The sequence below is a fragment of the Streptomyces sp. NPDC055025 genome, from assembly GCF_053608565.1.
This window is the reverse complement of the sequence record NZ_JBSGVS010000067.1, coordinates 1-26,982: the sequence shown is the minus strand read 5'-3', so window position 1 is coordinate 26,982 and position 26,982 is coordinate 1. Positions and strand designations below refer to the sequence as shown.

Below are 26,982 nucleotides of genomic sequence, written 5' to 3'. Positions count from 1 at the left end.
AGAATGACGCCGCGCAGGTGCGACGAGGGGAGCAGTACGTGGGCGGGACCACTCTGGTCAAGGACGGCGAGCAGGGCATCGAACACGGCGCCGCGCCGGCCATGGCGCCGGCCGTGGCCGCCACCGCCGGACCACCGCCACCACCGCCCGTCGGCGGCACGGCGCCCGGGGAGCCCCTCAGCCCCCGCCGGGTGCGACTGGTCTTCCTCGGGCTGATGCTCGCCCTGCTGCTGGCCGCGCTGGAACAGATGATCGTGGCCACGGCGCTGCCGAAGATCGTCGGTGAACTCCAGGGCCTGGACCGGATGTCCTGGGCGATCACCGCGTATCTGCTCACCGCCACCATCGGGCTGCCGATCTACGGCAAGCTCGGGGATCTCTTCGGCCGCAAGGGCGTCTTCCAGTTCGCGATCGTCGTCTTCGTCATCGGCTCCGCGCTGGCCGGCTGGTCCCGCACCATGGACCAGCTCATCGCCTTCCGCGCCATCCAGGGCATCGGCGCCGGCGGACTCATGATCGGCGTCCAGGCCATCATCGCCGACATCGTGCCCGCCCGTGAGCGCGCCCGTTTCATGGGCCTCATCGGCGCCGCGTTCGGGCTGGCCTCCGTGGCGGGACCGCTGCTCGGCGGCTTCTTCACGGACCATGTCTCCTGGCGCTGGTGCTTCTACTTCAATGTGCCCTTCGGCCTGGTCACCCTCGCCGTCGTCACCGTGGTGCTCAGACTTCCCAAGCCCACCGCGCCCGCGCGGCTCGATCTCCTCGGCGCGCTGACGCTGACCGCCGCGTCCACCTGTCTGATCCTGCTGACCAGTTGGGGCGGGACCGAGTACGCCTGGGACTCCCGGGTCATCCTCGGTCTCGCGGCGGGCACGGTCGGAACGACCCTGCTGTTCCTGGTCGTCGAGCACTTCGCGACCGAACCGATCATCCCGCTGCGGCTGTTCCGCGACTCCGTCTTCAACATCACCAGTCTGGTCGGCGCGGTCGTCGGTGTGGCGCTGTTCGGCGCGGCCAGTTATCTGCCGACCTTCCTCCAGATGGTCGAGGGAGCCAGCGCCACCGAGTCCGGGCTGCTGATGCTGCCCATGATGGGCGGCATCGTCGTCGCCTCCCTCGTCTCCGGACAGCTCATCAGCCGTACCGGCCGCTACCGGATCTATCCGGTGCTCGGCAGCGCGCTCTCGGTGGCGGGCATGTGGCTGCTGTCGCGGCTGGAGACCGACACGTCCATGGCCGAGTGCGGTATCGCGCAGGCGGTGCTGGGCCTGGGCATGGGCCTGGTGATGCCGGTGCTCATCCTCGCCGTGCAGAACGCCGTACCGCCCGCCGACCTCGGCACCGCCACCAGCGCCAACAACTACTTCCGGCAGATCGGCGGCAGCGTGGGCGCCGCCGTCTTCGGCACCCTCTTCGCCAACCGGCTCGCCGACGCGCTCGGCGACCGCGTCCCCGCCGGGACGGGCCTGCCCGACGCCGAGTCCATCACCCCGCAGGCGGTCCACGCCCTGCCGCCCGCCGTCCGCGACGGCTATGTCCAGGCGTACGCGGACGCCATGCCGCGGATCTTCCTCTATCTCGTGCCGGTGCTCGTCCTCGGCCTGTTGATCGCCTTCTTCCTCAAGGAGAAACCACTGGTGTCCCAGAACGCCTCGGCCGCCGAGTCCGTCACCGTCCCCGGCGCGCGCACCGCTCCGGGCGCCCCGGCCGCCCCGCTCCCGCCGGCCCCTGCCCCGTATGTCTCGGGGGTGGCCGTCTGCGGCACGGTCCAGCACCATGACGGCTCCACCGTGCCCCGTGCCGCACTCACCCTCATCGATGTCCATGGACAGCAGATCGGACGCGGAGCGAGCGGGAGCGACGGGCGGTACGCGCTGAGCGTGCCGGGCGCGGGCTCCTATGTGATGATCGCGGCGGCCTCCGGACATCAGCCGCAGGCGGTCACGGTGACCGTCGGCGAACGGCCCGTCGAACTGGACGTGGTCCTCGGCGGCGCGGGCCGGCTGGCCGGGGCCGTGCTCACCGCCGACGGCACCCCGGTGCGCGACGCCGCCGTCACCCTCACCGACGTACGGGGAGAGGTCGTGGCGTCCACCCGCAGCGGACGCGAGGGCGCCTATGTCATCTCGGAGCTGGTCGCCGGGGAGTACACCCTCGCCGCGAGCGCCCCGGCCTTCCGGCCCGCGGCGCTGCCGGTCAGTGTGCAGGCCTCGCGCGAGACCCGGCAGGACATCGAGCTGGCCGGCGGCGCGGTGCTGCGCGGTACGGTACGCGCGGGCGGCGGGCGCCCGGTCGAGGACGCGCGGGTCACCCTGCTCGACGCCGCGGGCAATGTGGTGGACACCCTGACCACGGGGGCCGACGGCACCTTCCGGTTCGTGGATCTCTCCTCCGGTGAGTACACGGTGATCGCGGCGGGGTATCCGCCGGTCGCCACCGTCCTCCAGGTGGCGGGCGGTGGACGCACCGAACGCGATCTCCAACTGGGCCACGAAGATTGACTGAATTTCAGTCAATAGATGGTTGTGCGCGGGCGCGCGACCTATTAGTTCATTGCCCGGCGCAACCCCTGTGAGGGGCCGTACCGTGGAGGGCGGAGCCGCGAATTTTGGCGGCAGGGAAGGAGCCTTCCACCCATGGACAGTGGTGTTCCGCCGGGACTGCCGCAGCAGTTCGCCGCGGCCGGCCGGATTCCGCTCGCCGTGGTCGTCGTGGACGGTGACGGCCTCGTATCGCACTGGTCGTCGGGCGCACGGCGGCTTTTCGGCCATCCGAAGGAGGAGGCCCTCGGGCAGCCCGCCGGTGATCTGATGCCGGTCGCCGGAGCGCTCGCCGAGGAGGAGTGCGGGGTGGCGCACGGTACGTACGACGACTACGACGACCTGGGCCCAGGACTGCACGCCCGTGGCTCGTATCCGACGGCCGGTCGCGCGAAGGTCTCCCATCCCGAGCGCGGCCGGCTCGATGTCCTCTGGTGGGCCTATCCGCTGATCGGTCCGGGACCGGGGCGCCATCTCGTACTCGCCGCGGACGCGGGCCAGTTGCGGCCCGAGCGCGGGGAGAGCGACACGGACCTCCTCAGGATCGCCCCGGGTTTCGCCCATCACACGGAGTTCGCCGACTCGGACGCGCTGGCCCGGCGGCTGCCGGACATCCTGCCGAACATAGGCCCGGCCGAGTCCAGCCGGATCATCGCGCAGGTCCTCGAACTGGGCTATCCGGTGCTGGAGTTCAGCCGCCACGACCGGGTGCCGGTCACCCCCGACTGGGGTGTGCCCAGACGGGCTCCCGGACGGCCCGGCGGCCCCGGGCCCGGTCCGGGGCCGACCCTGCCGGAACGAGAGGCGGGGTGGCCGGAACGAGAAGCGGCACGGTCCGGAGGGGGTGCGGCACCCCGGCCCGAACTCGACCTCGAATACGCGGCGGTGCGCGAGCGGCTGGAGTTTCTGAACGAGATCAGCGGCCGTATCGGTTCGTCGCTCGATCTGGCCCGTACGATCCGTGAGGTCACCAGCGCCGCCGTGCCCCGCTTCACCGACTTCGCGGGGACGCATCTGCGGGCGGCGGTCCTGGCCGGTGAGGGATTCCCGGACGGCCCGCCCGATGTGACCACCATCTGGCACCGGGTGTGGGTCGAGCACAACGACGAGCCGGGGCGCTGGGACGACACCGTGCCGGTCGGCGAGGCCATCGCGTTCCCGGAGCACACCCCGTTCTTCCAGTGCATGGTCACCGGAGAGCCCGTGCTCATCCCCCGGCTGAGCGAGGAGGCGGGAAACCGTATCTCCGGCGAGTTCGAGAAACGGGATCTGCGTCCGCTCATCAACAACCGCTCCCTGCTGCTCGTACCGCTGAAGGCACGGGACGTGGTGCTCGGTTTCATGGTGCTGATGCGGCGGCCGGAGCGTGCGCCGTTCGACGACATGGACCGGACGACCGGCGCCGAACTCGCCGCGCGGGCCGGGCTCGTACTCGACAACGCGCGGATGTACACGTACCAGGAGAATGTCGCGGAGACACTCCAGGACAGCATGCTGCCACAGGTCCCGCCGCGGATGGCCGGCTGTGACATCGCCACCCGGTATCTGCCCGGCACCCGGCTCGGCCGGATCGGCGGTGACTGGTTCGACGCCGTCAAGCTGCCCGGCTCGCGTACCGCGCTGGTCGTCGGCGATGTGATGGGCCATGGGCTCAACTCCGCCGCGATGATGGGCCAGTTGCGCACCGCCGTCCAGACGATGGCGACCATGGAGATGCCGCCCGCCCAGCTGCTCCGCAATCTGGACGACCTGGCGCAGCGGCTCGGCGAGCAGTATCTGGCGACCTGTCTGTACGCGGTGTACGACCCGATCAGATCCGAGGTCCAGATCGCCAACGCCGGTCATATCCCGCCCGTGCTCGTACGCGCCGAGGACGGCAGCGGCGAAGTGCTCGGCATCCCGACCGGAGCGCCCATAGGGGTGGGCGGAGTGGCCTTCGAGACGGTGACCGTACGGGTCGGGCCGGGCGACCGGCTGGTGCTGTGCACCGACGGCCTGGTCGAGGTGCGCGGCGAGGACATCGGGGACGGCCTGGCCGCGCTCTGCGCGTCCGCCGCGCACCCCGCCGCCTCGATGGACGACGCCTGCGACACCATCATCCGCGCGCTGAACACCCGTGGTGGCCGCAAGGACGATGTGGCGCTGCTGATGGCCAGACTGAACGGCATCCCGGACAGTGATGTGGCCGAGTACGAACTCGCCGTGGATCCACGGGAGGTGGGCAGAGCGAGACGGATGGTGCGCGAGCGGCTGCTCGGCTGGTCGCTTCCGCACGCGGTGGAGACGGCCGAACTGATGGTCAGTGAGCTGGTCACCAACGCCCTGCACCACGCGCGCGCCCATCGGGTCGGGCTGCGACTGGTCCGTACGGACGCCCTGCTGTGCGAGGTCACCGATGACGAGCCGGCCCCCGCGACCCTGCTGGACGCGGGCCGTGACGACGAGTCCGGACGTGGTCTGCGTGTGGTGAGCAGTCTGGCGCGTGAGTGGGGGACGAGCAGTACGGCACACGGCAAGACGGTCTGGTTCGAACAGTCCCTGACGCGGAAGGCGCCCGCCCGCTACCACGGCTGAGGAAAGAAATCCCCTTTCCCCTTGCCCACGGAACCGCGGGGACGGTAGGCCGGACCGTACAACTCGCCTCCGGCGGGCCGGATCCGGGGAGGGCCGTATGGACGTGTCACAGCGTTACCGCGAGGCGTGGGAAGGCTACTGGCGGGAGACGTCGGACGCTCCCGGCGAGGCGATCTGGGACGCCGACCCGTCGCTGACCGCGATACCCCACAGCGAACTGCTGCTGCCGTACGCGGACGTCTCGCTTCCCGTGGTCGATCTGGGGTGCGGCAACGGCACCCAGACCCGCTATCTGGCCACCCGGTTCGCCCGTGCGATCGGGGTCGACCTGTCCCACGCGGCGATCGAGCACGCGCGCCACGCGGACACCGCGAAGACCGCCGAGTTCGACCAGCTCGATCTGGTCGACCAGGACGCGGTGCGCGCGCTGCGCGACCGGATCGGTGACACCAATGTGTATATGCGGGCGGTCATCCACCAGAGCGAGCCGCAGGACCGCCCCGTGGTCGCGGGGGCCGTCGCGGAGCTGCTCGGTGAGCGCGGCCGGGCCTTCGTGGTGGAGCTGACGCCCGCGTCGAAGGCGGTGCTCCAGCAGGCCGCGTCGGGACCCGGCGGACCGCCCGCGAAGCTGCGGCGGGTCTTCGACCACGGCCTCAAGCCGGCCGGTGCCACGGACGCGGAGGTGCCGGCGCTGCTGCGGGCGGCGGGTCTGACGGTCCTGGCGACGGGGGACACCGCGCTCGCCCAGACGGAGCAGATGCCGGACGGGTCCCGTATCGATCTGCCGGCCAGATGGTTCGTGCTGGCGAGGGAGTGAGCGGCCCGGCGGAGGGCGAGCGGGCCGGCGGGGGAGTGAGAGCCCTGGCGGAGGGCGGGCGAACCGGCGGCGCGGGGCGCGGTCCGACCGGGGAGTGAGCGGCCCGGTCGCGCGCGCGGTCCCTTCCCGGGCCCCGTCCCGAAATGTGGACGGGCGGGGGCCGGGAGTGGGATTCCCGGTGTCACGGGTGAGACTTCCGTCATGACACCTCAACCGACGCTCGTGATCGGCGGCACCGGCAAGACGGGCCGCAGGGTCGTGGCCCGGCTGCGCGGGCGGGGCGTTCCCACGCGCGCCGCCTCGCGCTCCGGGGACACGCTGTTCGACTGGGAGGACCGCGCCACCTGGAAGGCCGCGCTGGACGGCGTGGGGGCGGTGTACATCGTCCCCGTGGACACCGCCCCGTCCCGGACCCCCGCCCTGGTGGAGCAGGCCGTGGCGGGCGGGGTCACGCGGCTGGTCCTCCTCTCGGCCCGGGGGGCCGACGTCCCCGGTTACTTCGGCCCGGCCTTCGACGGCGGACCCCATGTCGAGGGCGAGCGGGCGGTACGGGCCTCGGGTGCGGCCTGGACGATCCTGCGCCCCGGCTGGTTCGCGCAGAACTTCAGCGAGGGCGCCTTCCGTGACGAGGTGATCGCCGGTGAACTCGCGCTGTTCGCCGGGGACGGGGCGGCGTCCTTCGTGGACGCCGAGGACATCGCCGAGATCGCGGTCGCCGCGCTCACCGAACCGGGCCACGACGGCCGGAGCTACGAACTGTCCGGGCCGCGCGCACTGACCGTCGACGACTGTCTGGCCGAGATCGGGAGGGCCACGGGCCGCCGGGCACGCTATGTCCCGCTGGACGAGGCCGCGTACCGCGCGCGTCTGATCTCCCGGGGAGTGTCCGAGGACGAAGCAGCGACCTGGGCCGACGCGCTGAAGCCGATCAGGACGAGTCAGGAGGCGCCCGTGCTCGACGGTGTCGTACGCGCCCTTGGCCGGCCGCCGCGCGATTTCGCGGAGTTCGCGCGCGCGGAGGCCGCGGCGGGCGCCTGGCATGTGTGACCGCCTGGCATGTGTGACACGCCCGGCATGTGTGAAACCAGTGGCATGTGTGACACAGGTGGTCTGGACCGCCGGTGGTTGTCCACAGGGCTGGCAGGGCGGGGCGAGGACGCGTACGGTTTCCAGCCATGAAGATCTTGATCAGCGCCGACATGGAGGGCGCCACCGGTGTGACCTGGCCGGCGGACGTTCTGCCGGGCACACCGCAGTGGGAGCGGTGCCGTTCCCTGTTCACGTCCGATGTCAACGCGGCGGTGCTCGGCTTTCTCGACGGCGGCGCCGATCAGGTGCTCATCAACGAGGCGCACTGGAGCATGCGCAATCTGCTGCTGGAGCGGCTGGACGAGCGCGCGCAGATGATCACCGGGCGGCACAAGTCGCTCTCCATGGTCGAGGGCGTGCAGCACGGTGATGTGGACGGGATCGCCTTTGTCGGCTATCACACCGGTGCCGGTACGGAGGGCGTGCTGGCGCACACCTATCTGGCCAACTCGCTCACCGGTGTCTGGCTGAACGGCGCACGGGCGAGCGAGGGACTGCTGAACGCCCAGGTGGTCGCGGAGTACGGCGTTCCGGTGGTGCTGGTCACCGGTGACGATCTGACCTGCGTGGACGCCGACGGGTATGCGCCGGATGCGCGCAAGGTGGCGGTGAAGGACCACGTCTCGCGGTACGCGGCGGTGTGCAGGACCCCGGCGCGCACGGCCGGCGACATCCGCGCCGCCGCCAAGGAGGCCACGGCGCTCGCCGGGCGGTACGAACCGGTCAGGGGCGGCCCCTTCACGCTTGAGCTGGAGTTCGACGCGGCCCATCTCTCCGACGCCGCCACGGTCGTGCCGGGCGTGACCCCGAGCGGAGAGCGGCGGGTGACGTACACCAGCGGGACGATGTATGAGGCCATTCGTACCTTCAAAGCGGTCACCACGATCGTTTCGGCCGCGGTGGAGGAGCAGTATGGCTGACATGACGCCCATCGACACGAGTGCGGCTCCTGATACGGCGGCGTTCGACGAGGTGGTCACCTTCACCTCGGAACTGATCCGTATCGACACCACCAACAGGGGCGGCGGGGACTGCCGGGAGCGGCCCGCCGCCGAGTATGTCGCCGAGCGTCTCGCCGACGCGGGGATCGAGCCGACGCTGCTGGAGCGGACCCCCGGCCGTACCAATGTGGTGGCCAGGATCGAGGGCACGGACCCGTCCGCCGACGCGCTCCTCGTCCACGGCCATCTCGACGTCGTGCCCGCGGAGCCCGCCGACTGGACCCTGCCCCCCTTCTCCGGGGAGGTCAGGGACGGTGTGGTCTGGGGCCGCGGCGCGATCGACATGAAGAACATGGACGCGATGGTCCTGTCGGTCGTGCGGGCCTGGGCCCGGTCGGGAGTCCGGCCCCGCAGGGACATCGTGATCGCCTACACCGCGGACGAGGAGGCCAGCGCCGCCGACGGCTCGGGCTTTCTCGCCGAGCGGCACCCCGAGCTCTTCGAGGGGTGCACGGAGGGCATCAGCGAATCCGGGGCCTTCACCTTCCACGCGGGTCCCGGAATGGCGCTCTATCCGATCGCGGCGGGGGAGCGCGGCACCGGCTGGCTGAAGCTCACCGCCCACGGCAAGGCCGGCCACGGTTCCAAGGTGAACCGCGCCAACGCGGTCAGCAGGCTCGCCGCGGCCGTCGCCAGGATCAGCGAACACCCCTGGCCGGTCAGGCTCACCCCGACGGTCAGGGCGGCCCTCGCCGAACTCGCCGCGCTGAACGGCATACACACCGATGTCAACGCCGAGGACTTCGACCCGGACGGGCTGCTGGGCAAGCTCGGCCCGGCCGCCGCACTGGTCGAGCCGACGATAAGGAACAGCACCAATCCGACCGTTCTGGAGGCCGGTTACAAGGTCAATGTGATTCCGGGCCAGGCCATCGCCTATGTCGACGGGCGGATGGTGCCCGGCGGCGAGGAGGAGTTCCGCACCACCCTGGACCAGCTCACGGGACCGGATGTGGAGTGGGAGTTCCACCACCGTGAGGTCGCGCTCCAGGCACCGGTCGACTCACCGACCTTCGCCAAGCTGCGCGCCGCCGTCGAGCGCTTCGACCCCGCCGGGCATGTCGTGCCGTACTGCATGTCCGGCGGCACCGACGCCAAGCAGTTCTCCCGGCTCGGGATCACGGGCTACGGCTTCTCGCCGCTCAAGCTGCCCCCCGGCTTCGACTACCAGGCGCTCTTCCACGGGGTGGACGAGCGGGTGCCCGTCTCGGCGTTGCACTTCGGTGTCCGTGTCCTCGACCACTATCTGAAATCCGCTTAGGAGCCCTGACGATGCCGATCACGCGGTCCGTGGACCCCTACGGGACGTGGCCGTCACCGATCGACGCCACGCTGGCCGCCTCGCACGACGGGCGCCCCGAGTATGTGGGGGCGGTCGGCGACGAGGTGTGGTGGACGGAGCCGCGTCCGGCGGAGGAGGGCCGGCGCGCGCTCGTGCGGCGGCGCGCCGACGGGCGTGAGGAGTCGGTGCTGCCGGCTCCCTGGAATGTCCGCAGCCGTGTGATCGAGTACGGCGGTGTGCCCTGGGCCGGTGTCACCCGGCCCGGCGGCGGCCCGCTGATCGTCTTCGTCCACTTCCCCGACCAGCGGCTGTACGCGTACGAGCCGGACGGCGCCGGCGGCCCATGGCCGCTCACCCCGGTGTCGGCGACCGGCGGCGGACTGCGCTGGGCCGATCCCCGGCCGTATCCGGAGCGTGGTGAGGTCTGGTGCGTGCTGGAGGAGTTCACCGGCGAGGGGCCCACCGATGTACGGCGGGTGATCGCGGCCGTCCCGCTGGACGGCTCGGCCGCCGAGGACCGTTCGGCGGTACGGGAGCTGTCCGACGACCGGCACCGCTTTCTCACCGGGCCCCGGCTCTCGCCCGACGGACGCCGGGCCGCCTGGCTCGCCTGGGACCATCCGCGGATGCCCTGGGACGGCACGGTGGTGATGCTGGGCGAGGTGACCGAGGCCGGTCCGTTCGCGGAGGCCGGGCCGGTGGCGGGGGACATCGACGAGTCGGTCGCGCAGGTCGACTGGGCGCCGGACGGCTCGCTGCTCTTCGTCTCCGACATCGGCGGCTGGTGGGAGCTCCGGCGCATCCGCCCCGAGGCGCTCGGCCCGGACCGGGCACCGGGCGTCATCTCGAGCACCAGCCTCTGTCCCGGCCGGCGGGAGGAGTTCGGCGGCCCGCTCTGGAAGATCGGCCTCCAGTGGTTCCACCCCATGGAGAACGGGCTGATCGCCGTGCTCCACGGCAGGGGCGGTACCGCGCTCGGCGTTCTCGACCCGGCGACCGGTGAGCTGGTGGACGCCGTCGGACCCTGGACGACATGGGCGCCCACCCTGGCCGTGCGGGGCGACCGGGTGACCGGGGTCGCGGCGGGTCCGCGCGGCGCGTACGAGATCGTGGAGCTGGACACCGCCACCGGACACACCCGGGTGATCGGCGCGGAGCACCGGGACGCGGTGGACCCCGCGTACTACCCCGAGCCCCTGGCCCGTACGTTCACCGGGCCCGGGGGCCGCGAGATCCACGCCCATGTCTATCCGCCGCACCACCCGGAGCGCCGCGCGCCCGACGGTGAACTGCCGCCCTATGTGATCTGGGCCCATGGCGGGCCCACCAGTCATGTGCCGCTCGTCCTCGACCTGGAGATCGCCTACTTCACCTCGCGGGGCATCGGTGTCGCCGAGGTCAACTACGGCGGCTCCACCGGCTACGGACGGGCCTACCGCGAGCGGCTGCGCGAGCAGTGGGGCGTGGTCGATGTCGAGGACTGCGCGGCCGTCGCCGAGGCGCTCGCCGCGGAGGGCACCGCGGACCCGGCCCGGCTCGCCGTGCGGGGCGGCAGCGCGGGCGGCTGGACGGCGGCGGCTTCGCTCACCACCACGGATGTCTACGCCTGCGGCACGATCATCTATCCGATCCTCGATCTGCTCGGCTGGGCGACCGACGAGACCCATGACTTCGAGTCGCGGTATCTGGAGTCGCTGATCGGACCGCTCGCGGAGGTCCCCGACCGCTACCGCGAGCGTTCGCCGCTGCACAACGTCGACCGGATCACCGCGCCCTTCCTGCTGCTCCAGGGGCTCGACGATGTGATCTGCCCGCCCGCGCAGTGCGAGCGGTTCCTGGAGCGGACGGCCGGACGCGGCATCCCGCACGCGTATCTGGCCTTCGAGGGGGAGGGCCATGGCTTCCGCAGGGCCGACACCATGATCCGCGCCCTGGAGGCCGAACTGTCGCTGTACGCGCAGACCTTCGGCATCGACCGGACCGACATCCCGCGGCTGGAGCTGATGAAGTGACCGCCACACCTCGGAGTTCACCGGCCTCACCCACGCCGCCCACCGGTCTGCCGCCGCTGACCAGGCCCGCGCGGCTGCGTCCCGGGGCCAGGGTCGCGGTGGTGGCACCCAGCGGGCCCGTACCGCCGGAACGGCTCGAAGCGGGCCTCGACATCCTGCGCGGCTGGGATCTCGACCCCGTCGTCGCCCCGCATGTCCTGGACATCCATCCCCGGCTCGGTTATCTCGCGGGCACGGACGAGGACCGCGCCCGCGATCTCCAGGAGGCGTGGTGCGACCCGTCCGTCTCCGCGGTGCTCTGTGCGCGCGGCGGCTACGGAGTCCAGCGCATGGCCGATCTGCTCGACTGGACGGCGATGCGGGCGGCGGGGCCCAAGGTCTTCGTCGGCTACAGCGACATCACCGCGCTGCACGAGGCGTTCGCCCGGCGGATGGGTCTCGCCACCCTGCACGGCCCGATGGTCGCGACCGTGGCCTTCCTGAAGGACGCCGCCACCCAGGAGTCGCTGCGCGCCACGCTCTTCCACCCCGAGTCGGTACGGACCCTCGGCCGGGACACGGCCCGCGCGCTCGTCCCCGGCCGGGCCCGGGGCGTCACGCTCGGCGGCTGCGTCAGCCTGCTCGCCGCCGATCTCGGCACCCCCTACGCACGCCCCTCGGCGGCCGGGGGACTGCTGCTGATCGAGGACGTGGGCGAGGAGCCGTACCGCCTCGACCGTATCCTCACCCAGCTCACGCGCTCCGGCTGGCTGGACGGCGTCGCGGGTGTCGCGCTCGGATCCTGGACGGAGTGCGGTCCGTACGACGCCCTGCGGACACTGTTCCTCGACCGGCTCGGCGGGCTGGGTGTCCCGGTCGTGGAGGAGCTGGGCTTCGGGCACGGCGAGTCGGCACTGACGATGCCGCTGGGTGTGCCGGCGGTCCTGGACGCGGAGAGCGGCACCCTCACCCTGGAGCTGCCCGCGCTGGTCTGACCTCGCGCGGTCCGACCTCGCGCTTGCCTGACCTCCCGCTGAGCCGGCCGGTTGCTGAACCGGCCCCGTGGCCGTCCGGTCCTGCGCAACCCCTGTCCCCCCGGTCCCGCAGGCCCCCGGGTCCCGTCGGCCGCCCGGTCTAAGCTGACGCGATGCCCGACACGCACATCCCGCTCGCCGAGGGCCCCCACGTCCTCGTACGTTCCTTCCGCCACGAGGACGCCGAAGAGTTCACCGCGCTCGCCCGCGACAGCAAGGCCCTGCACCACCCCTGGCTCTTCCCGCCGGGGACCACGGAGGCATACGCCGAGTACGCGCGCCGGCTCATCGAGGACCCCACCCGGGCGGGCCATCTCGTCTGCGCCCGCGACGACGGCCGGATCGCGGGCTTCATCAACATCAACAACATCGTCCGGGGCGCCTTCCTCTGCGGAGCCCTCGGATACGGCGCGTTCGCGCACGCCGCCGGGCGCGGACTGATGGGCGAGGGGCTCGGACTGGTGGTGCGCCATGCCTTCGGCCCGCTCGGACTGCACCGGCTGGAGGCCAACATCCAGCCCGGCAACACCGCCTCCATCGCGCTCGTACGGCGTGCGGGCTTCCGGCTGGAGGGTTACTCGCCGGACTTCCTGCTGATCGACGGCGCCTGGCGCGACCACGAACGCTGGGCGATCACCAAGGGGATGCCCGGCACGGCCTCCGAGTGAGCGGCCCCCGAGTGAGTGTCCGCCGAGTACGCGCCCGCGGAGTACGCGTCCGCCGAGTGAGCGCCCGGCGGACGGGTGGGCGGATGACCGGCCCCGGGGTCAGCGGCCCTTGCGGTTGATCTTCATGGTGTCCATGTCGGTCACGGTGGACCGCAGCTCGCCATGGCCGTACCCCAGCGTCTTCAGCGCCGTCCCGGCCCGGTCCTCGGCGAGCGCCCCCGCCATCTCCTCGCCGTCCGCCGCGTCCGAGACGACCACATACCGGTAGCTGAAGTGCTTCAGCGTCCGGTCGTAGGTGAGCGAGCCCTCGGGGGTGAACCGCATCTCCGTCAGACCGTGCTGGTCCACCTCCCCGAGCAGCCGGGCCCTGGTCCCGTCCGTCAGCCCCTCGAACGTCCCCCGCACGATCACCCGGTAGGTATGCCGTGTGGTCATCCCGTCGCCCGCCTTCCGTTCTTGCTTCCGCTCTCGCCGAAACCGCTTGGAGTTGGAGAATACGACGGTGAGGATGGCCCGCATGCGGAATATCGTGGTGATCGACGCCCCCTCCAACCTGGGGCTGCGTCCCCCGGCGCCCGGTGCGGTACCGGGCTGTTACAAGCTCGCGGGCGCCCTGCGTGAGCAGCGGATCGTCCAGCGGCTCGGCGCCTTCGAGGGCGGGGTCGTCGTCCCGCCGCGTTATGACCGGGGTGACTGGAAGGAGGGCGACGGCGTCTTCAACGCGGCTGCCATCGCCCGCTACACACCCCGGCTCGCCGACCGGATCGAGCACCATGTCAGGGCGGGGGACTTCCCGCTCGTGCTGGGCGGCGACTGCTCCATCCAGCTCGGCGCGTCGCTCGCGCTGCGCCGGATCGGACGGTACGGCCTGGCCGCCATCGACGGTTCCGCGGATTTCCGGCACCCCGGCAACTCCGGGCACGTCGGCGCGGCGGGCGGCGAGGAACTGGCGATCAGCACCGGACGCGGCCAGCGCGATCTGACCGATCTGGAGGGGCTGCGGCCGTATCTGCGCGACGAGGACGTACGGCTCTTCGGGATCAGGGACTACGACACGGACCGCGAGGAGCTCGCCCGGCTGAGGATCCCCGCCCTGTCCGTCGGCGAACTGCGCGAACGGGGCGTCGCGGAGATGGCGGGAGCCGTGCTTCGGACACTGGAGGTTCCGGTCACCGAGGGATTCTGGGTCCATCTGGACGCGGATGTGCTCGACCCGGAGGTCATGCCGGCCGTCGACAGCCCGGACCCCGGCGGTCTGCTGCCCGCCGAACTCGGCGTACTGCTGCGGACCTTGGTGCGCTCGGAGCGCTGTGTGGGCCTCAATGTGACGATCTACGACCCGGACCTCGACCCGGAGGGCACGGCGGGCGCGCTGCTCGCGGATCTGATCGTGGGCGCCCTCGGCGACGACCACCCCGGTCCCAAGAGCGGCGCCGGTTCTGACGGCTCGCCCTGAGGGCCGGGCAGCCCGGCCGCCGCGCCTGGGCGTGCGTGCCAGGCGGCGGGGGCCAGGTGGCGGGGCCAGGCGGCGAGGGCCAGGCGGGACTTTCGAAACACGCCCTGGTCCTCCTGACACGCCCTGGTCCTCCTGATCAGCCGAGTCCCCCTGGTCAGCGGGGCGTCCACCGTGTTCCATGGTCATCGGGCCGCCGGCCAAAGGAGCTGCCGGCCGCCCGCGCGAACGAAGCGAGGTTGCCGTGGCCACGACCGTGCGACGTGCCGTACTGACCCTGCCCGCCGCCCCCCTGGGGCCGGAGAATCCGCTGCCGGCCCTGCGGACCCTCGACGAGGCGCACACGGTCGACGAACGAGCCAGAAGGAAACTGCCGAGCGACATGGCACGGCAGATCGGCTATGAACCGCTGCGCACCCCGCTGCCCGTCCGGATTCTGGACGGATACGGACGGGAGCGCCGCGAGACCGATATCGACGCGATCGTGATCGAGAACGACCGGCTGCGCGCCACCGTGCTGCCCGGCCTCGGCGGCCGGATCCATTCGCTCCACCACAAGCCGACCGGACGCGAACTGGTCTACCGCAACCCCGTGCTCCAGCCCGCCTGCTTCGCCCTCAACGGGGCGTGGTTCTCCGGCGGTATCGAGTGGAACATCGGCGCCACCGGCCACACCACCCTCTCCTGCGCGCCGGTGCACGCCGCGCTCGTACCCGCGCCCGACGGCGGTGAGATGCTCAGACTCTGGGAGTGGGAGCGGCTGCGCGATCTGCCGTTCCAGGTGGATCTGTGGCTGCCCGACGGCTCCGACTTCCTCTACGCCGGCGCGCGGATCCGCAATCCCCACGAACGGACCGCGCCCGTCTACTGGTGGTCCAACATCGCGGTCGAGGAGGACGAGGGAACCCGGGTGCTCGCCCCGGCGGAGTCGGCCTGGCACTTCGGGTACGAACGCAGGCTGCGCGAGGTGCCGGTGCCGGTGGCGGAGCCCGGCGGTACGGACCACACCTACCCCACGCGCGCCGGGTTCCCGGCCGACTACTTCTACGAGGTGCCCGGCGGGGCGCGGAAGTGGATCGCCTCGCTCGACGCGCGCGGCACGGGCCTCGTACACACATCGACCGACACTCTGCGCGGGCGCAAGCTGTTCCTGTGGGGCACGGGCCGTGGCGGGCGCAACTGGCAGCGGTGGCTGACCGAGCCGGGCACCCCGGGGTACGCGGAGATCCAGGCCGGGCTCGCCCGTACCCAGCTCGAACACATCCCCCTCGAAGCCGAGGGCGAGTTGAGCTGGCTGGAGGCGTACGGACCGCTCACGGCGGACCCGGAGGCGGTCCACGCGGACGACTGGGACAGGGCCCGTACCGAGGTCACGGAGCGGCTCGAAGCGGCGCTCCCGCGCGCGGACGTCGACGCCGCGTACACGGCGTGGCTGCCGTACGCCGACGCCGAACCGGGGGAGCGGCTCGCGGCCGGCTCCGGCTGGGGCGCGCTCGAAGTGCTCCGCGCCGGGTACAAGCTTCCGGGCACGCCTTTCGAGGAGTCCACGCTCGGCGCGGAGCAGGAGCCCTGGGTGGAGCTGCTGACCACCGGCATGCTGCCGGTGCCGGACACCGCCGTACCGCCGGGGCCCACCCTGGTGGCCCCGCACTGGCGGGACATGCTGGAGACCGCCCTGGACGAACCGCTCACCGAGTACCACCTCGGTGTCGCGCAGTGGCACGCCGGGGATCTGGCCCAGGCCGTACGGAGCTGGGAGCGCGGGCTGCGCCGGGCGGCCTCGCGGTGGCCGCTGCTGCGCTGCCTCGCCGTCGCGGACCAGCAGGGCGGACACCCGGGCCGCGCCGCCGACCACTACGCGGCGGCCTTCGACAGCCTGTACGAGGAGAGCGGCTCGCGCGGTCTTCGGGAGAAGGGGACCGGGGGCGCGGACGGCGGTGACGCGGACGGCCTCGCGGACGGCGGTGACGCGGCCGGGGTCACGGACGGCGGCGACCGTGAGGCATGGACCGCGGCGACCGCCGCGCTCGGGCGCGAGGCGATCCCGGCGCTGCTCGCGGTGGACCGTACCGCCGAGGCGCGCGGGATCTGGGACCGGCTGCCCCCGGAAGTACGGCGGCGCGGCGCCTTCCGGCTCGCCGAGGCCCAACTGCTGCTCGCCGAGGGGGAGAAGGCCGCCGCCCGCGCGGTCTTCGACGCCGGTTTCGAGGTGCCGGATCTGCGGGAGGGCGCCGAGACACTCGGTGAGGTGTGGGCGGCGCTGACGGACGATCCGCTGCCGGACGCGTACGAGTACCGGATGCGGCCGAAGGGCTGAGCCGCCGGCGCTGCCCGGTTCATCGGTCCGGGCAGGGCCGGTCGGCGGGCCGTCAGTTCCGGACGGCTCCGCGGTCGACGTACTCGAAGATCGAACCGTCGGGGTGTACGGCGATCAGATTGCGGCCCACCGGGGTCGGCACCGGCCCCACGAGGACCTGGGCGCCGACCTCGGTGAGGGTCGTGACCGCCTCGTTCACATCCTTGACGGCGATGGTCGCGGTGACCTTGCGCAGGACGTCGATCTCGGACGCGGGGCCGCTCATCAGAAGGAAGCAGCCGACAGCGGCGACCGAGACTCCGCCGCGCTCGTAGCGGAGCGCGGAACTTCCGGTGAGTCGTTCGTAGAACACCACCGAGCGGTCCAGGTCGTCGACGCAGATGCGCAACGTGGTTCCCAGGATTTCCATACGGATCAGGTTAGTTGGCGACGCCGGGAGAGGAGATCGATTCGAGCGGCGGAAGGCGGACTCATACGCGGCAGAGGATCTCGCCGTGCGGGACCATGAACCAGCCGTCCTCGTCGGCGCCCCACTCCCGCCAGGCCCCGGCGATCTCCGCGAGCCGGGCACGTGTGGCGTGTCCGCCGCCGACCGCCAGTTCGCCGTAGCGCGAGGCCGTCGTACGGTCGGCCCACAGCCCGCTCCACCAGGCCCGCTCCTCGGGGCTGGTGAAGCACCAGTTCGTCGCGGTCGCGGTGATGCCGGAGTCGGCGAAACCGGCGCGGCGTGCCCAGGAGAGCAGCCGCCGCCCGGCGTCCGGCTCACCGCCGTTGGCGCGCGCCACCTCGCGGTACAGCTCCTGCCAGCCGTCCAGCCCCGGTACGGCCGGGAACCAGGTGAAGGCGCCGTAGTCCGCGTCACGCGCCGCGACGACACCGCCCGGTCTGCACACCCGGCGCATCTCGCTCAGGGCCCGTACGGGATCGCCGACATGCTGGAGGACCTGATGGGCGTGGACGACGTCGAAGGAGTCGTCGGGGAAGTCCAGCGCGTGGACATCGGCGACCGCGAAGCGGACCTGTGCCACGCCTGCCGCCGCCGCCGTCTCTCGCGCCTGGTCGAGGACGGACTCGGAGGCGTCGACCGCCGTCACCGTCCCCGAGGGGGCGACGAGCGCGGCCAGATCGGCGGTGATGGTGCCGGGGCCGCAGCCCACATCCAGCACGTCCTGCCCCGGCCGCAGTTCGGGAAGCAGATACGCGGCGGAGTTGGCGGCGGTACGCCAGCGGTGCGAGCGCAGCACGGACTCGTGGTGTCCGTGGGTGTAGACGGCGGTCTCCTTCGGCATGGCCGGACTCCCTCTCGCGAAGTGGTCAGGCCACGGTACGCCGCGATGTCGGATGATGAGACCCGTGTCTTACGATGTGGGCGGCTCCGGGTGCCGGGCGCGGGCCGGGCCGAACGAGGGCGGGGCGCGCCGAGCGGGGCCGGGGCGGGCCGGGCCGGACGCGGGCCGGGCCGAGGACCTCAGAGCAGCGCCTGCGGACGGTAGACCGTCAGCGACTCCGCCGCCTTGTCCAGGACCAACTCCGTCGGTGCCTCGGCCACTTCACCGTCGAACGCCAGCGGTGTGCCCGGAGCGATGCCCTTGATGCGCAGCCGGCTTCTGCGCTCCGCCGCGTGGACCGGAGAGCGGCTCAGCGGGCCGGCCAGTGCGGCGGCGAGCAGCCGCAGGCCCGGGGCACGGCCGCCGTGCACCACGCGTACATCGAGCAGACCGTCGGCGAGATGGCGCCGGTGACCGGGGGTGGGGCCCATCCGCTCGTAGAGGGAGTTCCCCGCGAACAGCAGCCACAGCGAGCGCTGTCGGCCCTCGAACTCGGCCTCCAGGGGATGTCCCTCGCGGAGCACCTTCAGCGAGGCGAGGATCCCGGCGGGCCAGCCGCCGATCCGGGGCGCCCAGTGTTCACGCACCCGTACCAGCTCCGGATAGACGCCCAGACTGAAGGTGTTGAGGAAGTGGCCCGTGTCGGCGCCGTCGGGACCGGGGGTGAAGCGTCCCAGATCGACCCGGATCGCGTCGCCCGCCGTCAGCGCCCGGCAGGTGTCCTGGACGGTCTCGTTCCCCAGGTCGTACGCGAAGTGGTTGAGCGTGCCGCCCGGGAAGACGGCCAGCGGCAGACCGTAACGGAGGGCGGTCCCGGCGGCCCGGTTGACCGTTCCGTCACCGCCGAGCACACCGAGGGCCCGGCAGCGGCCCGCCGCCTTCTCCAGCTCGGTGCCGACCTCTTCCGGCGCGCACTCCACGATCTCCGCGTGCGGCAGCGCGTCACGCACCTGCGCGGCGGTGTCCGACGAGCCGGAGGCCAGATTGACCACGACGGTCAGCCCCCGGCCGCCGGGCAGCGCGGGCGCCTCGGCGTAGGGGCGGCCGGGCGCGGGGAGCTGCGAACGGGTCGGTACGAGCCCGCGTACGGCGTAGGCGGCCCCGACCCCGAGCGCCGCCCCCGCCAGCACATCGCTCGGATAGTGCACCCCGGTGTAGACCCGGGAGAGAGCCACGGCGGCGGCCAGCGGCGCCACCACCGCGCCCCAGCCCTTGGACTCCAGCGCCACGCCCGTCGCGAAGGCCGCCGCCGAGGCGGCGTGTCCGGACGGGAAGGACGTGGTGAACGGCTGGCGGTTCAGCCGCCGTATCACCGGGACGCCGTCGATCAGGGGCCGCGGACGGCGCACCGCGCGCTTGCCCACCGTATTGATGGTGGCCGACGCGAGCCCGAGCGACACCACACCCCGCAGGGCGGCCCGGCGCGAGCGTGCGCCGCGCCCCAGTACGGCGATGCCCGCGGCGGCGCCGAACCAGAGCAGACCGTGGTTGGCGCCGCGGCTGAGCCGGGGCAGCACAGGGCCCGCGCCCGGCCAGTGCCGGGTGGCGACGGAAGTGAAGGCCCGCTCGTCCCAGGAGCTGAGCAGCGCCGCGATCCGGGCACGGGTCCCCGGGGGCACCTGGCCGTGGAGCGGGGAGCTGGTGAACGTCGCAGAGGTGGGGAACATGGAACGCGGGTACCCCGCGAGCGGCGTGGTCAAGCAGGCCGGCGGGACGGTGTCCCGGGAAGCACCCGGGAAGCACCCGGGAAGCACGGAGCCGCGAACCTCCGTATAAAGGGCTGGGAAGGGCTGAAAAGGGATGGAAAAAGCCCGGATCGCGACGGGCCGGATCGCGAGGTCCGGGCCGCAGGAGTCCGGGCCGCGGGAGTCCAGGGCCGCGGGAGTTCAGGCCGAGAGAGCCCAGGGCCCAGGGCCCGGACGGCGGACGGCGGACGGCTGTGGGAGGTGGCGCTATGGGACGGCGGAGTGCTCCTGAGGGCCGCGTACCCGTCCGGTTCGCCCCGCCCGTCCCCGAGGCGGGGCTGCCCGCCCTGCCCGGACTGGCAGGCGCGTGCGCCGGAGCCGCCCTGCGGACCGAGCCGGAGCCGCCCGGCGGCGGCGGGGTCCTGCGACGTGCGGCGTGCGGCTACTGGTCGCGGCGCGGACTGCACGGCGGCCCCGACGACATGGTGGCGGCGCCCGGCGGGCAGCCGCTGCTGTTCGCGCTGCTCGCCGCGTACGGCGGGGACGTGCTGATGCCACGGCCCTGCCCCGCCTGGTGGGCCCCGCAGGCGCGGCTGCTGGGACGGCCCGCCTACCAGGTGCCGGCCCCGGCGGAGACGGGCGGAGTGCCCGATCCCTACGCCCTGCTGGAGACGGTCCGCAGGGTACGGGCCGAGGGCGGCACCCCCCGGGTGCTGCTGCTCTGCCCCGCCGACGACCCCACCGCCACCGTCGCCCCGCCCGAACCGGTCCATGAGGCCTGCGAGGCGGCGGTCGGGGAAGGGCTGCACATCATCAGCGACGAGACCTGGCGCGACACCCTCTTCAGGCCGCACGAGACCGTGCTGTTCAGCCCGGCGGAGATGTGGCCCGACGAGGTCGTCGTCGTCCATGACGCGGCGGGCTCACTCCTTCCCGCCGCCTGGCCGATGGCCGTCGCCCGCTGTCCCGCGACCGCGGAGGGCGCCGCCCTGCGGGCCAGGACGCTCGACATCCTCACCGCGCTCGGCGCGCTGGTCGCGGGGCCCGTGGCCGGGGCCGCCGCCCTCGCGCTCGACGAGCCGGAGACGGTGACCCGGCGGACGCGGGCCATGGCCGAGCTGTACGGGAGGGTCGCCGTGGCCGCCCACCGCGCGGTGCTCGCGTCCGGCGCCCTCGCCAGACCTCCGGAGGCGGGCCGTCATCTCTACGCCGACCTGGGGCCCCTCCGCGCGCGGCTGGCGGAGCGGGGGGTCACCGACTCCATGGAGCTGGAGAACCATCTCGGCGCGCGTCTCGGGACCCCCGCCCCCGGCGGCCACCGGTTCGGGGACGAGCTGGGCGCCCTGCGCGTACGTCTGTCGACCGCGGCGCTGCTCGGGGCCACCCCGGAGCGCCGTCTGGAGTCCCTCATGGCGGCGGAGCCCCTGGAACTGCCGTATGTCGCGCGGGCGCTCACCGACTTCGCGTCCGCCTTCGCCGAACTGCGCTGAGATGCCGGCGGTCTCGGCTCAGGTCTCCTGTCCCTCCGGGCCCCGCGGCCCCTCGGCGCACTTCCGTCCCGCCGCGTCCCGCCGTCCCTTCCGGCCGGGGCCACTCCCGTCAGGACCGTCCGTACCGTCCGACCGATCCGGTCCGACGGCCGTACCGTCCGACCGGTCCGGTCCATCTGTCCCGTCCGGTCCATCTGTCCGGTTCGGTCCGCCTGCCCGGTCCGGACGTCGCACCCTGTGCCAGAGCGCGGGGGCGCCGCTCAGCACGACCGTCAGCACCACCGCGGCGAGTACGCCCTCCCAGGGCTCGGCGAAGAGCGAACCGCCGAGCACCCCGATGAGCTGGTATGTCACCGCCCAGGCCAGACAGGCCGGTACATCCCCCCGGGCGAACCGGCGCAGCGGCCAGTCCGCGAGCAGACAGGCCAGCATCACCGGAATCCGCCCGGCGGGCACCAGCCGGGAGAGCACCAGCACCGTCACCCCGTGCTCGCGCAGCTTGACCTGGGCCTGCTCCAGCCGGTCGGGCGGGGCATGCCGGCGCAGCGCGGCCAGCCAGCGCGAGCCGTTCTTCGAGCCGACCCCGCGCTTGCCCAGCCAGTACAGCGCCACATCGCCGAGAAAGGCCGAGAAGGCCGCGACCAGGAACACATAGACCATGGAGAGCGGTGACGTCTGATGGAACGCCACCACCGCCGCCGAACTCACCACCGCGCCCGTCGGCACCACCGGCACCAGCGCGCCCAGCGTCACCAGCAGAAAGACCGACGGATAGCCGACGGCCTGCTGGGTCGACTCGGGCGGCAGCTCGGCGAGGCGGGATATGAGCCCGTCGATCACACCCCCACCCCCGGGCGCACGCTCTCGCCGTGCCGCAGCAGATGCACGGCCACCCCGGGAGCGAGCCGGGCCGCCTGCCGGACGAACTCGTCGCCCGGCGCGTAGAACTCATGGGGCCGTACACCGTCCAGGCCGATCGGCCAGTACGTGCCGAAATGCACCGGTACGGCCGCGCGCGGCGCCAGTTGGGTCAGTGCCTGGGCCGCGCGCCCGGCGTCGAGATGGTCCGGCCCGAGATGGGGTCCCCAGCCGCCGACCGGCAGCAGTGCCACATCGACCGGACCCACGGCGTCCGCCATCCCGTCGAAGAGTCCGGTGTCACCGGCGAAGTAGGTCCGTGACTCACCGCTGATCACATAGCCGAGCGCCGGGGAACGGTGGGGTCCGACCGGCAGCCGCCGGCCGTCGTGGCGCGCGGGCACGGCCCGTACCCGCAGCTTCCCGATCTCCATCTCGTCGCCCGCGTCGACCTCGGTGATCCGCAGTCCCGCCGGGTTTCTGCGGGCGTCGAGCCGTCTGAGCGCCGGAACCGACCGGTCCGCTCCACGCGGCACGATCAGCCGGGTACCGGGCCTGAGGCGGCTCAGCGAGCGCGGATGGAGATGGTCGGAGTGGAGATGGGAGACCAGGACGGCGTCGGCGACCGTCGCCTCCGGCGGTGGCACCGGTCCGAGCCGGCGGCGCAGATGCGCCAGCCTGCGCACGAAGAGCGGGTCCGTCAGCACCCGGACCCCCGAGTCCTCGACCGTGCAGGTGGCATGGCCCCACCAGGTGATGACAGTTCCCAACCCGACCTCAGCTCCGACCTCGGCACCGTCCGGCCGGCTCAGGCCACCGGCTTCCTCCGTCCGCCCCGCGGACGCGATCTCCGCACTCAGCGTACGGCGGTGGCGGGGCGGCCGGGGCGGCCTGGCGGCGGCCAGGCGCGCGGGCCGGATGCGCCCGGTCGCGCGCCCCTTGCCCGCCGCCTACGCGCCTGCCCGGCGGGGGCGCCCGCGGAGTAGGGTCTGCGCACGGGGCCGAGTGCGGGGAGCGGTGGGGGACAGCCATGGACGATGTACGGGTGGCCGCGATCGCCAGCCTGACCCCGCTGGAGGAACTCGACAGCGACCCCTTTCTGGTGGACACCCGTGGCCAGCACACGATGTGCGCGCGCTGGGCCGAGGACAAGGGCTATGTCGTCACGAGACAGCTGCTCCTCTACGGACTGCGGCCCGACCACCGGGGACTGTGGGTCGATGTCGACGCGGGGGTGGTGGACCTGTTCGTCGCCGCCAATGAGCGGGTGCTCGACCGGGCGTTCACATCGGTGCGGGCCTTCGCCGAGGAGTGCGAGCGCAGAGGCGTACGGCTGGAGACCGTCGGGCTGGACGAACCTCGCTATGACGCCGCGATGAAGGCGGGTGTCCACCGCAGGCTGTCGATGCCGACGGCCGGATACGACGGCCGCTGACGCCCGGCCGCTGACGCCCGGCCGCAGACACCTGGCCGTAGGCGCCCGGACGCAGACCACCTGACCGTAGGCGCCCGGCCGCTGACGCCCGGCCTTAGACACCTGGCCGTAGGCGCCCGGCCGTCGGCACCAGGCCGCTGACACCAGGCCGTCGGCGCTCGGACGCAGGCACCTGGTCGGGGCGTAGGCGCCCGGCCGTCGGCGCCCCGTCCCGTCCCGGGCGCTGAGCGTCCGGATCCCGCTCCGCCCGGAGCCCGGCCGCGGCTGTGCGAGGCTGGGCCGGAGCCCGTGGAGGTGCACGGGCCCGGACATGAGGTGGCAGGGGAAGTGCTCCAGGGGCGGTGGCGTACGACGGGCGGGGCCCTGCTGCGGGTGATCGTCGTGTGGGCGGTGTCCTCACTGACCATGCTGGTGCTCGCCGGGATCCTGCCGGACTTCCGGCTCCAGTCGGGCGACGGCGAGAGCGTCACCAAGGTCGCGCTCACCGCGGCCTGGGGCGCGGGCGCCTTCGGTCTGCTCAGCGCGCTGGTCTGGCCCCTGCTGGTACGGGCGCTGCTGCTGGTGCCCGCGCTGGTCCTCGGTCTGCTGGTGTTCTTCCTCAACGGCTCGCTGCTGCTGTTCGCGCTCTGGATCATTCCCGTCGGCCAGGGCGCGGCCAACGCGGAGACGGCGGTGGTGGTCGCGGCCGTGATGTCCGCCGTCGCCTCCGCGACCTCCACCGGACTCGCGGTCGGTGACGACGACGCCTACCGGCGCAGGCTCTCGCGGCTCGCCGACCGGCGGCGGCGCAGAAGCGGCGAGGACGGCCGGCACGCCGGACAGCCCGGCACGGTCTTCCTCCAGCTCGACGGGGTCGGCCACCGGGTACTGGAGGACGCCGTCGCCGGGGGCGTGATGCCCCATGTCGCCGCGTGGCTCGGGGAGAACCCGACCCACCGGCTGACCCCGTGGCGCACCGACTGGTCCAGCCAGACCGGCGCCAGCCAGCTCGGCATCCTGCACGGCACCAACCACGACGTCCCGGCCTTCCGCTGGTACGAGAAGGACAGCGGCCGGATCATGGTCAGCAACCGGCCCGTGAGCGCGGCCGTGCTCCAGCGCCGGGCCATCGAACGCACCGGTGACGGCGGGCTGCTCACCTTCGACGGCGCCAGCCGGGGCAATCTCTTCAGCGGCGGTGCCGACCAGCTCGCCCTGGTGCTCTCGATCGCCGCGCGGCGCGGCAGGGCCAACCGCTCCCGCGCCGGCTACTTCGCCTACTTCTCCGACCCCGCCAACGCCGTCCGTACGGTGGTCTCCTTCGTCGCCGACGTCGGCCGTGAGATCGGGCAGTCGACCCGGGCGCGGCTGCGCGGCGACCGGCCCCGGGTGGGCCGGGGCGGGCTCTATCCGCTGATCCGGGCCTTCGCGACCGTCGTCGAACGCGATGTGGTGGTCGCGGCGGTGCTGGGGGACATGCTGGCGGGACGGACCGCCGTCTACGCCGACCTCGTCGCGTACGACGAGGTCGCCCATCACTCGGGACCGCACAGCAAGGACGCCCTCCAGGTCCTCCGGCGGCTCGACCGCTCGGTCGGGCTGATCGCCAGGGCGGCCGAGCACGCGCCGCGCACCTACCGGATCGTGCTGCTCTCCGACCACGGCCAGAGCCCGGGGGCGACCTTCGAACGCGTCTACGGACTCACGATCAGGGATCTGGTCAGAGCGGGCTGCGGACTGCCCGTACCGCGCAGGGCCCAGCGGACGAGGAGCGGGGCCGAGGCGCGCGACGCCGCACGCCACGCCGTGCGCTCCGCACTCCACCGGCCGGAGCGGGTGGGGCGGGAGGAGACGGCGGAGCCGGGCTCGGACCCGGTGGTGCTCGCCTCCGGCAATCTCGCGCTGATCTCCTTTCCCGACGTACCGGAGCGGATGAGCCGCGAGCAGATCGACCGGCGCCATCCGGCGCTGCTGCGCACCCTGGCCAGCCATCCGGGCATCGGCTTCCTGCTGGTACGGAGCGAGGAGCACGGTTCGGTGGTGCTGGGGCCCGGCGGGGCGGAGGTGCCGGTCGGCGAGCTGGACGACACGGGGCCGCTCGCCCATATGGGTCCCGGCGCGGCCGACGCCGTACGCCGTACCGACTCCTTCCCGCATGTCGCCGACATCATGGTCAACTCGATGTACGACCCCGCGACCGGGCAGGTGCACGCCTTCGAGGAGCAGATCGGCTCGCACGGCGGGCTCGGCGGCGAACAGTCACGGGCCTTTCTGCTCTCGCCGCTGGTGCTCTCCGCGCCGGTTCCCGCGCCGAGCGAGGACGGCGGGGATGCGGGCGGTGAGGGCGGTGAGGGCGGCCGGGACGGTGGCGGTGACGGCGGTGAACTCGTCGGCGCCGAGCGCGTGCACCAGGTGTTCAGGCGCTGGCTCCGCGAGGGCGGCGGACCTCAGGTGCCCGTGGGAACGCTGAGCGGCGGTATCGCGAACGTGTGGTCCACCGAGGCACGAACTGCCGAGGGCGAACGGGACTCGGCATAGGCATCATCCCCCATGCGAGCGATTTCCGCCGGTAGCAGGACGCGCCACGGCGGTACCTGGGCAGAGGACGCATGTCCAGGAGGTCGTGCCCATGTACCATGCCGCGCCCGCTGTTACCCGTGCCGCAGCCGCCCGCGCTGCCGCCGCGCGGCGGGCCGGGCTGGTGACGCTGCTGGTACTGATCGCGTTCCTGGGCATGTCGCTCGGACCGGGTGTCCCGGCGGTGCGGGGCGCGGAGCCCCCGCCCCCCGCCTCGGCCACCCGTGAACCCGCGGGTGAGGGACAGCAGGACCCGGCCGAGACCGAGCTGAAGACCGCTCCCGGCAGGACGGAGCGGATCGGCGGGCCCCGGGTGCACCCGGGGCCCCACGGCGGACCGCGCGGGACGGCGCCGACTCCGTACACCGACCGGTGCGCCCCGGCAGGACCGCCGCGCGAACCGGCGTTCCCCCGCTGTGTGGTGCTGCGCTGCTGACAGGTTCCGGCACCGCGTGCGTTCCGCGCGCCAAGTGCCCTTCGGACGTCAGCAGTTGATTCAGCCCCATCTCACAGTGAGGACACAGCCATGCCTATTGACCCCTTCGCCGCACTGAACGCCCTGCTGCGCGCCGAGGCCGCCCGCGCCGACGCGTCCCGTCGCCGCGCCGCGGCCTCGGGCTCGGGAAGCTCCGTGGGTTCGGGAGGTGCCGAAAGTTCGGCAAGCTCGGGAAGTTCGGGAAGTCCGGCCCGGTCGGCGGCCTCCGCGCGCCCGGCGGGCGCCGGGCGGGACGCCGAGCCCGTACCCGCCGTGGACCGCGCGGCCACGGACAGGAAGAGGATGAGGATCGGCAGGCGCGCGTAGCGGTCCGGCTCGCCAAGTGGCCGGGTCGCGTCCGCCCCTTGAGGCCGCGACCGGCCGTACGG

General features: G+C 72.9%; 20 protein-coding genes and 2 pseudogenes. 15 read left to right on the top strand and 7 right to left on the bottom strand.

All coding sequences use genetic code 11. The features are described from left to right. Positions 1–38: 38 nt before the first annotated feature. The 9 genes from ACWGDX_RS32030 to ACWGDX_RS31990 all read left to right on the top strand — a co-directional run bounded on the left by ACWGDX_RS32030 (position 39) and on the right by ACWGDX_RS31990 (position 12,996). Complete coding sequence (locus ACWGDX_RS32030) at positions 39–2,501, top strand: MFS transporter (RefSeq protein ID WP_453631260.1); 2,463 nt, start codon at positions 39–41, stop codon at positions 2,499–2,501. A gap of 135 nt (positions 2,502–2,636) precedes the next feature. Continuing rightward, a complete protein-coding gene (locus ACWGDX_RS32025) occupies positions 2,637–5,114 on the top strand; it encodes an ATP-binding SpoIIE family protein phosphatase (RefSeq protein ID WP_453631258.1) in 2,478 nt (825 codons plus the stop codon). Positions 5,115–5,211: 97 nt separating this feature from the next. Next, positions 5,212–5,931: a class I SAM-dependent methyltransferase gene (locus tag ACWGDX_RS32020; RefSeq protein ID WP_453631256.1), complete on the top strand. Its 720-nt coding sequence runs from the start codon at positions 5,212–5,214 to the stop codon at positions 5,929–5,931. Between the two features lie 201 nt (positions 5,932–6,132). Continuing rightward, positions 6,133–6,978 (top strand): NAD(P)H-binding protein, encoded by an 846-nt coding sequence (locus tag ACWGDX_RS32015; RefSeq protein ID WP_453631254.1) that lies wholly within the window; start codon positions 6,133–6,135, stop codon positions 6,976–6,978. A 128-nt stretch (positions 6,979–7,106) separates the two neighbouring features. Further along, a complete protein-coding gene (locus ACWGDX_RS32010; RefSeq protein ID WP_453631252.1) occupies positions 7,107–7,940 on the top strand; it encodes a M55 family metallopeptidase in 834 nt (277 codons plus the stop codon). 1 nt (position 7,941) lies between these two features. After that, entirely contained in the window at positions 7,942–9,282 is a 1,341-nt protein-coding gene (locus tag ACWGDX_RS32005) for a M20/M25/M40 family metallo-hydrolase (protein WP_453631289.1), read from the top strand. Positions 9,283–9,293: 11 nt separating this feature from the next. Then, positions 9,294–11,315 carry a prolyl oligopeptidase family serine peptidase gene (locus ACWGDX_RS32000; protein WP_453631250.1) on the top strand — a complete coding sequence of 674 codons (2,022 nt, stop codon included), beginning with the start codon at positions 9,294–9,296 and terminating at the stop codon, positions 11,313–11,315. Next, a complete protein-coding gene (locus ACWGDX_RS31995; protein ID WP_453631248.1) occupies positions 11,312–12,289 on the top strand; it encodes a S66 peptidase family protein in 978 nt (325 codons plus the stop codon). Before ACWGDX_RS32000 ends, ACWGDX_RS31995 begins: the two co-directional genes overlap by 4 nt. Before the next feature lie 152 nt (positions 12,290–12,441). Continuing rightward, positions 12,442–12,996, top strand: coding sequence for a GNAT family N-acetyltransferase (locus ACWGDX_RS31990; protein ID WP_453631246.1), 555 nt, complete (start codon positions 12,442–12,444; stop codon positions 12,994–12,996). A 99-nt stretch (positions 12,997–13,095) separates the two neighbouring features. On the opposite strand, the gene ACWGDX_RS31985 is transcribed toward ACWGDX_RS31990, so the two are convergent. After that, positions 13,096–13,431: a DUF6204 family protein gene (locus ACWGDX_RS31985; RefSeq protein WP_363079624.1), complete on the bottom strand. Its 336-nt coding sequence runs from the start codon at positions 13,429–13,431 to the stop codon at positions 13,096–13,098. Between the two features lie 82 nt (positions 13,432–13,513). Here ACWGDX_RS31985 and ACWGDX_RS31980 point away from each other — a divergent pair, with 82 nt between their 5' ends. Together ACWGDX_RS31980 and ACWGDX_RS31975 are read left to right on the top strand one after the other, a co-directional pair. Next, entirely contained in the window at positions 13,514–14,452 is a 939-nt protein-coding gene (locus tag ACWGDX_RS31980) for an arginase family protein (RefSeq protein ID WP_453631244.1), read from the top strand. A gap of 241 nt (positions 14,453–14,693) precedes the next feature. After that, positions 14,694–16,766: a DUF5107 domain-containing protein gene (locus ACWGDX_RS31975; RefSeq protein ID WP_453631242.1), complete on the top strand. Its 2,073-nt coding sequence runs from the start codon at positions 14,694–14,696 to the stop codon at positions 16,764–16,766. A gap of 52 nt (positions 16,767–16,818) precedes the next feature. Here ACWGDX_RS31975 and ACWGDX_RS31970 read toward each other — a convergent pair whose 3' ends face one another. The 3 genes from ACWGDX_RS31970 to ACWGDX_RS31960 form a co-directional block, all read right to left on the bottom strand. Next, a complete protein-coding gene (locus ACWGDX_RS31970) occupies positions 16,819–17,175 on the bottom strand; it encodes a VOC family protein (RefSeq protein ID WP_453631240.1) in 357 nt (118 codons plus the stop codon). Between the two features lie 61 nt (positions 17,176–17,236). Further along, positions 17,237–18,055: a methyltransferase domain-containing protein gene (locus ACWGDX_RS31965; protein ID WP_453631238.1), complete on the bottom strand. Its 819-nt coding sequence runs from the start codon at positions 18,053–18,055 to the stop codon at positions 17,237–17,239. Positions 18,056–18,234: 179 nt separating this feature from the next. Next, positions 18,235–19,761: a phosphatase PAP2 family protein gene (locus tag ACWGDX_RS31960; RefSeq protein ID WP_453631236.1), complete on the bottom strand. Its 1,527-nt coding sequence runs from the start codon at positions 19,759–19,761 to the stop codon at positions 18,235–18,237. Positions 19,762–20,048: 287 nt separating this feature from the next. On the opposite strand from ACWGDX_RS31960, the gene ACWGDX_RS31955 reads away from it, so the two are divergent. Beyond that, positions 20,049–21,269, top strand: a complete 1,221-nt coding sequence (locus tag ACWGDX_RS31955; RefSeq protein ID WP_453631234.1) for an aminotransferase class I/II-fold pyridoxal phosphate-dependent enzyme — start codon at positions 20,049–20,051, stop codon at positions 21,267–21,269. 225 nt (positions 21,270–21,494) lie between these two features. Here the strand turns inward: ACWGDX_RS31955 and ACWGDX_RS31950 are convergent. Together ACWGDX_RS31950 and ACWGDX_RS31945 are read right to left on the bottom strand one after the other, a co-directional pair. Continuing rightward, positions 21,495–22,106, bottom strand: a pseudogene (locus ACWGDX_RS31950) (DedA family protein); the annotation flags it as partial. Next, complete coding sequence (locus ACWGDX_RS31945) at positions 22,106–22,897, bottom strand: MBL fold metallo-hydrolase (RefSeq protein WP_363079618.1); 792 nt, start codon at positions 22,895–22,897, stop codon at positions 22,106–22,108. The gene ACWGDX_RS31945 and the pseudogene ACWGDX_RS31950, both read right to left, overlap by 1 nt. A 260-nt stretch (positions 22,898–23,157) precedes the next feature. Between ACWGDX_RS31945 and ACWGDX_RS31940 the strand changes: the two genes are divergently transcribed. The 3 genes from ACWGDX_RS31940 to ACWGDX_RS31930 all read left to right on the top strand — a co-directional run bounded on the left by ACWGDX_RS31940 (position 23,158) and on the right by ACWGDX_RS31930 (position 26,554). Beyond that, positions 23,158–23,562, top strand: a complete 405-nt coding sequence (locus ACWGDX_RS31940; protein ID WP_453631232.1) for a hypothetical protein — start codon at positions 23,158–23,160, stop codon at positions 23,560–23,562. Positions 23,563–23,889: 327 nt separating this feature from the next. Beyond that, positions 23,890–26,079, top strand: coding sequence for a phage holin family protein (locus ACWGDX_RS31935; RefSeq protein WP_453631287.1), 2,190 nt, complete (start codon positions 23,890–23,892; stop codon positions 26,077–26,079). 91 nt (positions 26,080–26,170) lie between these two features. Continuing rightward, positions 26,171–26,554, top strand: a complete 384-nt coding sequence (locus ACWGDX_RS31930) for a hypothetical protein (RefSeq protein ID WP_453631230.1) — start codon at positions 26,171–26,173, stop codon at positions 26,552–26,554. A gap of 71 nt (positions 26,555–26,625) precedes the next feature. On the opposite strand, the pseudogene ACWGDX_RS31925 reads toward ACWGDX_RS31930, so the two are convergent. Next, positions 26,626–26,982: pseudogene (locus tag ACWGDX_RS31925) on the bottom strand (hypothetical protein); the annotation flags it as partial.

What these genes read in the sequence shown, in the direction of transcription:
- ACWGDX_RS32025 (WP_453631258.1), top strand. Translation starts at nt 2,637, where the DNA reads ATGGACAGTGGTGTTCCGCCGGGACTGCCGCAGCAGTTCGCCGCGGCC.
- ACWGDX_RS32020 (WP_453631256.1), top strand. Translation starts at nt 5,212, where the DNA reads ATGGACGTGTCACAGCGTTACCGCGAGGCGTGGGAAGGCTACTGGCGG.
- ACWGDX_RS32015 (WP_453631254.1), top strand. Translation starts at nt 6,133, where the DNA reads ATGACACCTCAACCGACGCTCGTGATCGGCGGCACCGGCAAGACGGGC.
- ACWGDX_RS32010 (WP_453631252.1), top strand. Translation starts at nt 7,107, where the DNA reads ATGAAGATCTTGATCAGCGCCGACATGGAGGGCGCCACCGGTGTGACC.
- ACWGDX_RS32005 (WP_453631289.1), top strand. Translation starts at nt 7,942, where the DNA reads ATGACGCCCATCGACACGAGTGCGGCTCCTGATACGGCGGCGTTCGAC.
- ACWGDX_RS32000 (WP_453631250.1), top strand. Translation starts at nt 9,294, where the DNA reads ATGCCGATCACGCGGTCCGTGGACCCCTACGGGACGTGGCCGTCACCG.
- ACWGDX_RS31990 (WP_453631246.1), top strand. Translation starts at nt 12,442, where the DNA reads ATGCCCGACACGCACATCCCGCTCGCCGAGGGCCCCCACGTCCTCGTA.
- ACWGDX_RS31985 (WP_363079624.1), bottom strand. Translation starts at nt 13,431, where the DNA reads ATGACCACACGGCATACCTACCGGGTGATCGTGCGGGGGACGTTCGAG.
- ACWGDX_RS31980 (WP_453631244.1), top strand. Translation starts at nt 13,514, where the DNA reads ATGCGGAATATCGTGGTGATCGACGCCCCCTCCAACCTGGGGCTGCGT.
- ACWGDX_RS31970 (WP_453631240.1), bottom strand. Translation starts at nt 17,175, where the DNA reads ATGGAAATCCTGGGAACCACGTTGCGCATCTGCGTCGACGACCTGGAC.
- ACWGDX_RS31965 (WP_453631238.1), bottom strand. Translation starts at nt 18,055, where the DNA reads ATGCCGAAGGAGACCGCCGTCTACACCCACGGACACCACGAGTCCGTG.
- ACWGDX_RS31960 (WP_453631236.1), bottom strand. Translation starts at nt 19,761, where the DNA reads ATGTTCCCCACCTCTGCGACGTTCACCAGCTCCCCGCTCCACGGCCAG.
- ACWGDX_RS31955 (WP_453631234.1), top strand. Translation starts at nt 20,049, where the DNA reads ATGGGACGGCGGAGTGCTCCTGAGGGCCGCGTACCCGTCCGGTTCGCC.
- ACWGDX_RS31940 (WP_453631232.1), top strand. Translation starts at nt 23,158, where the DNA reads ATGGACGATGTACGGGTGGCCGCGATCGCCAGCCTGACCCCGCTGGAG.
- ACWGDX_RS31930 (WP_453631230.1), top strand. Translation starts at nt 26,171, where the DNA reads ATGTACCATGCCGCGCCCGCTGTTACCCGTGCCGCAGCCGCCCGCGCT.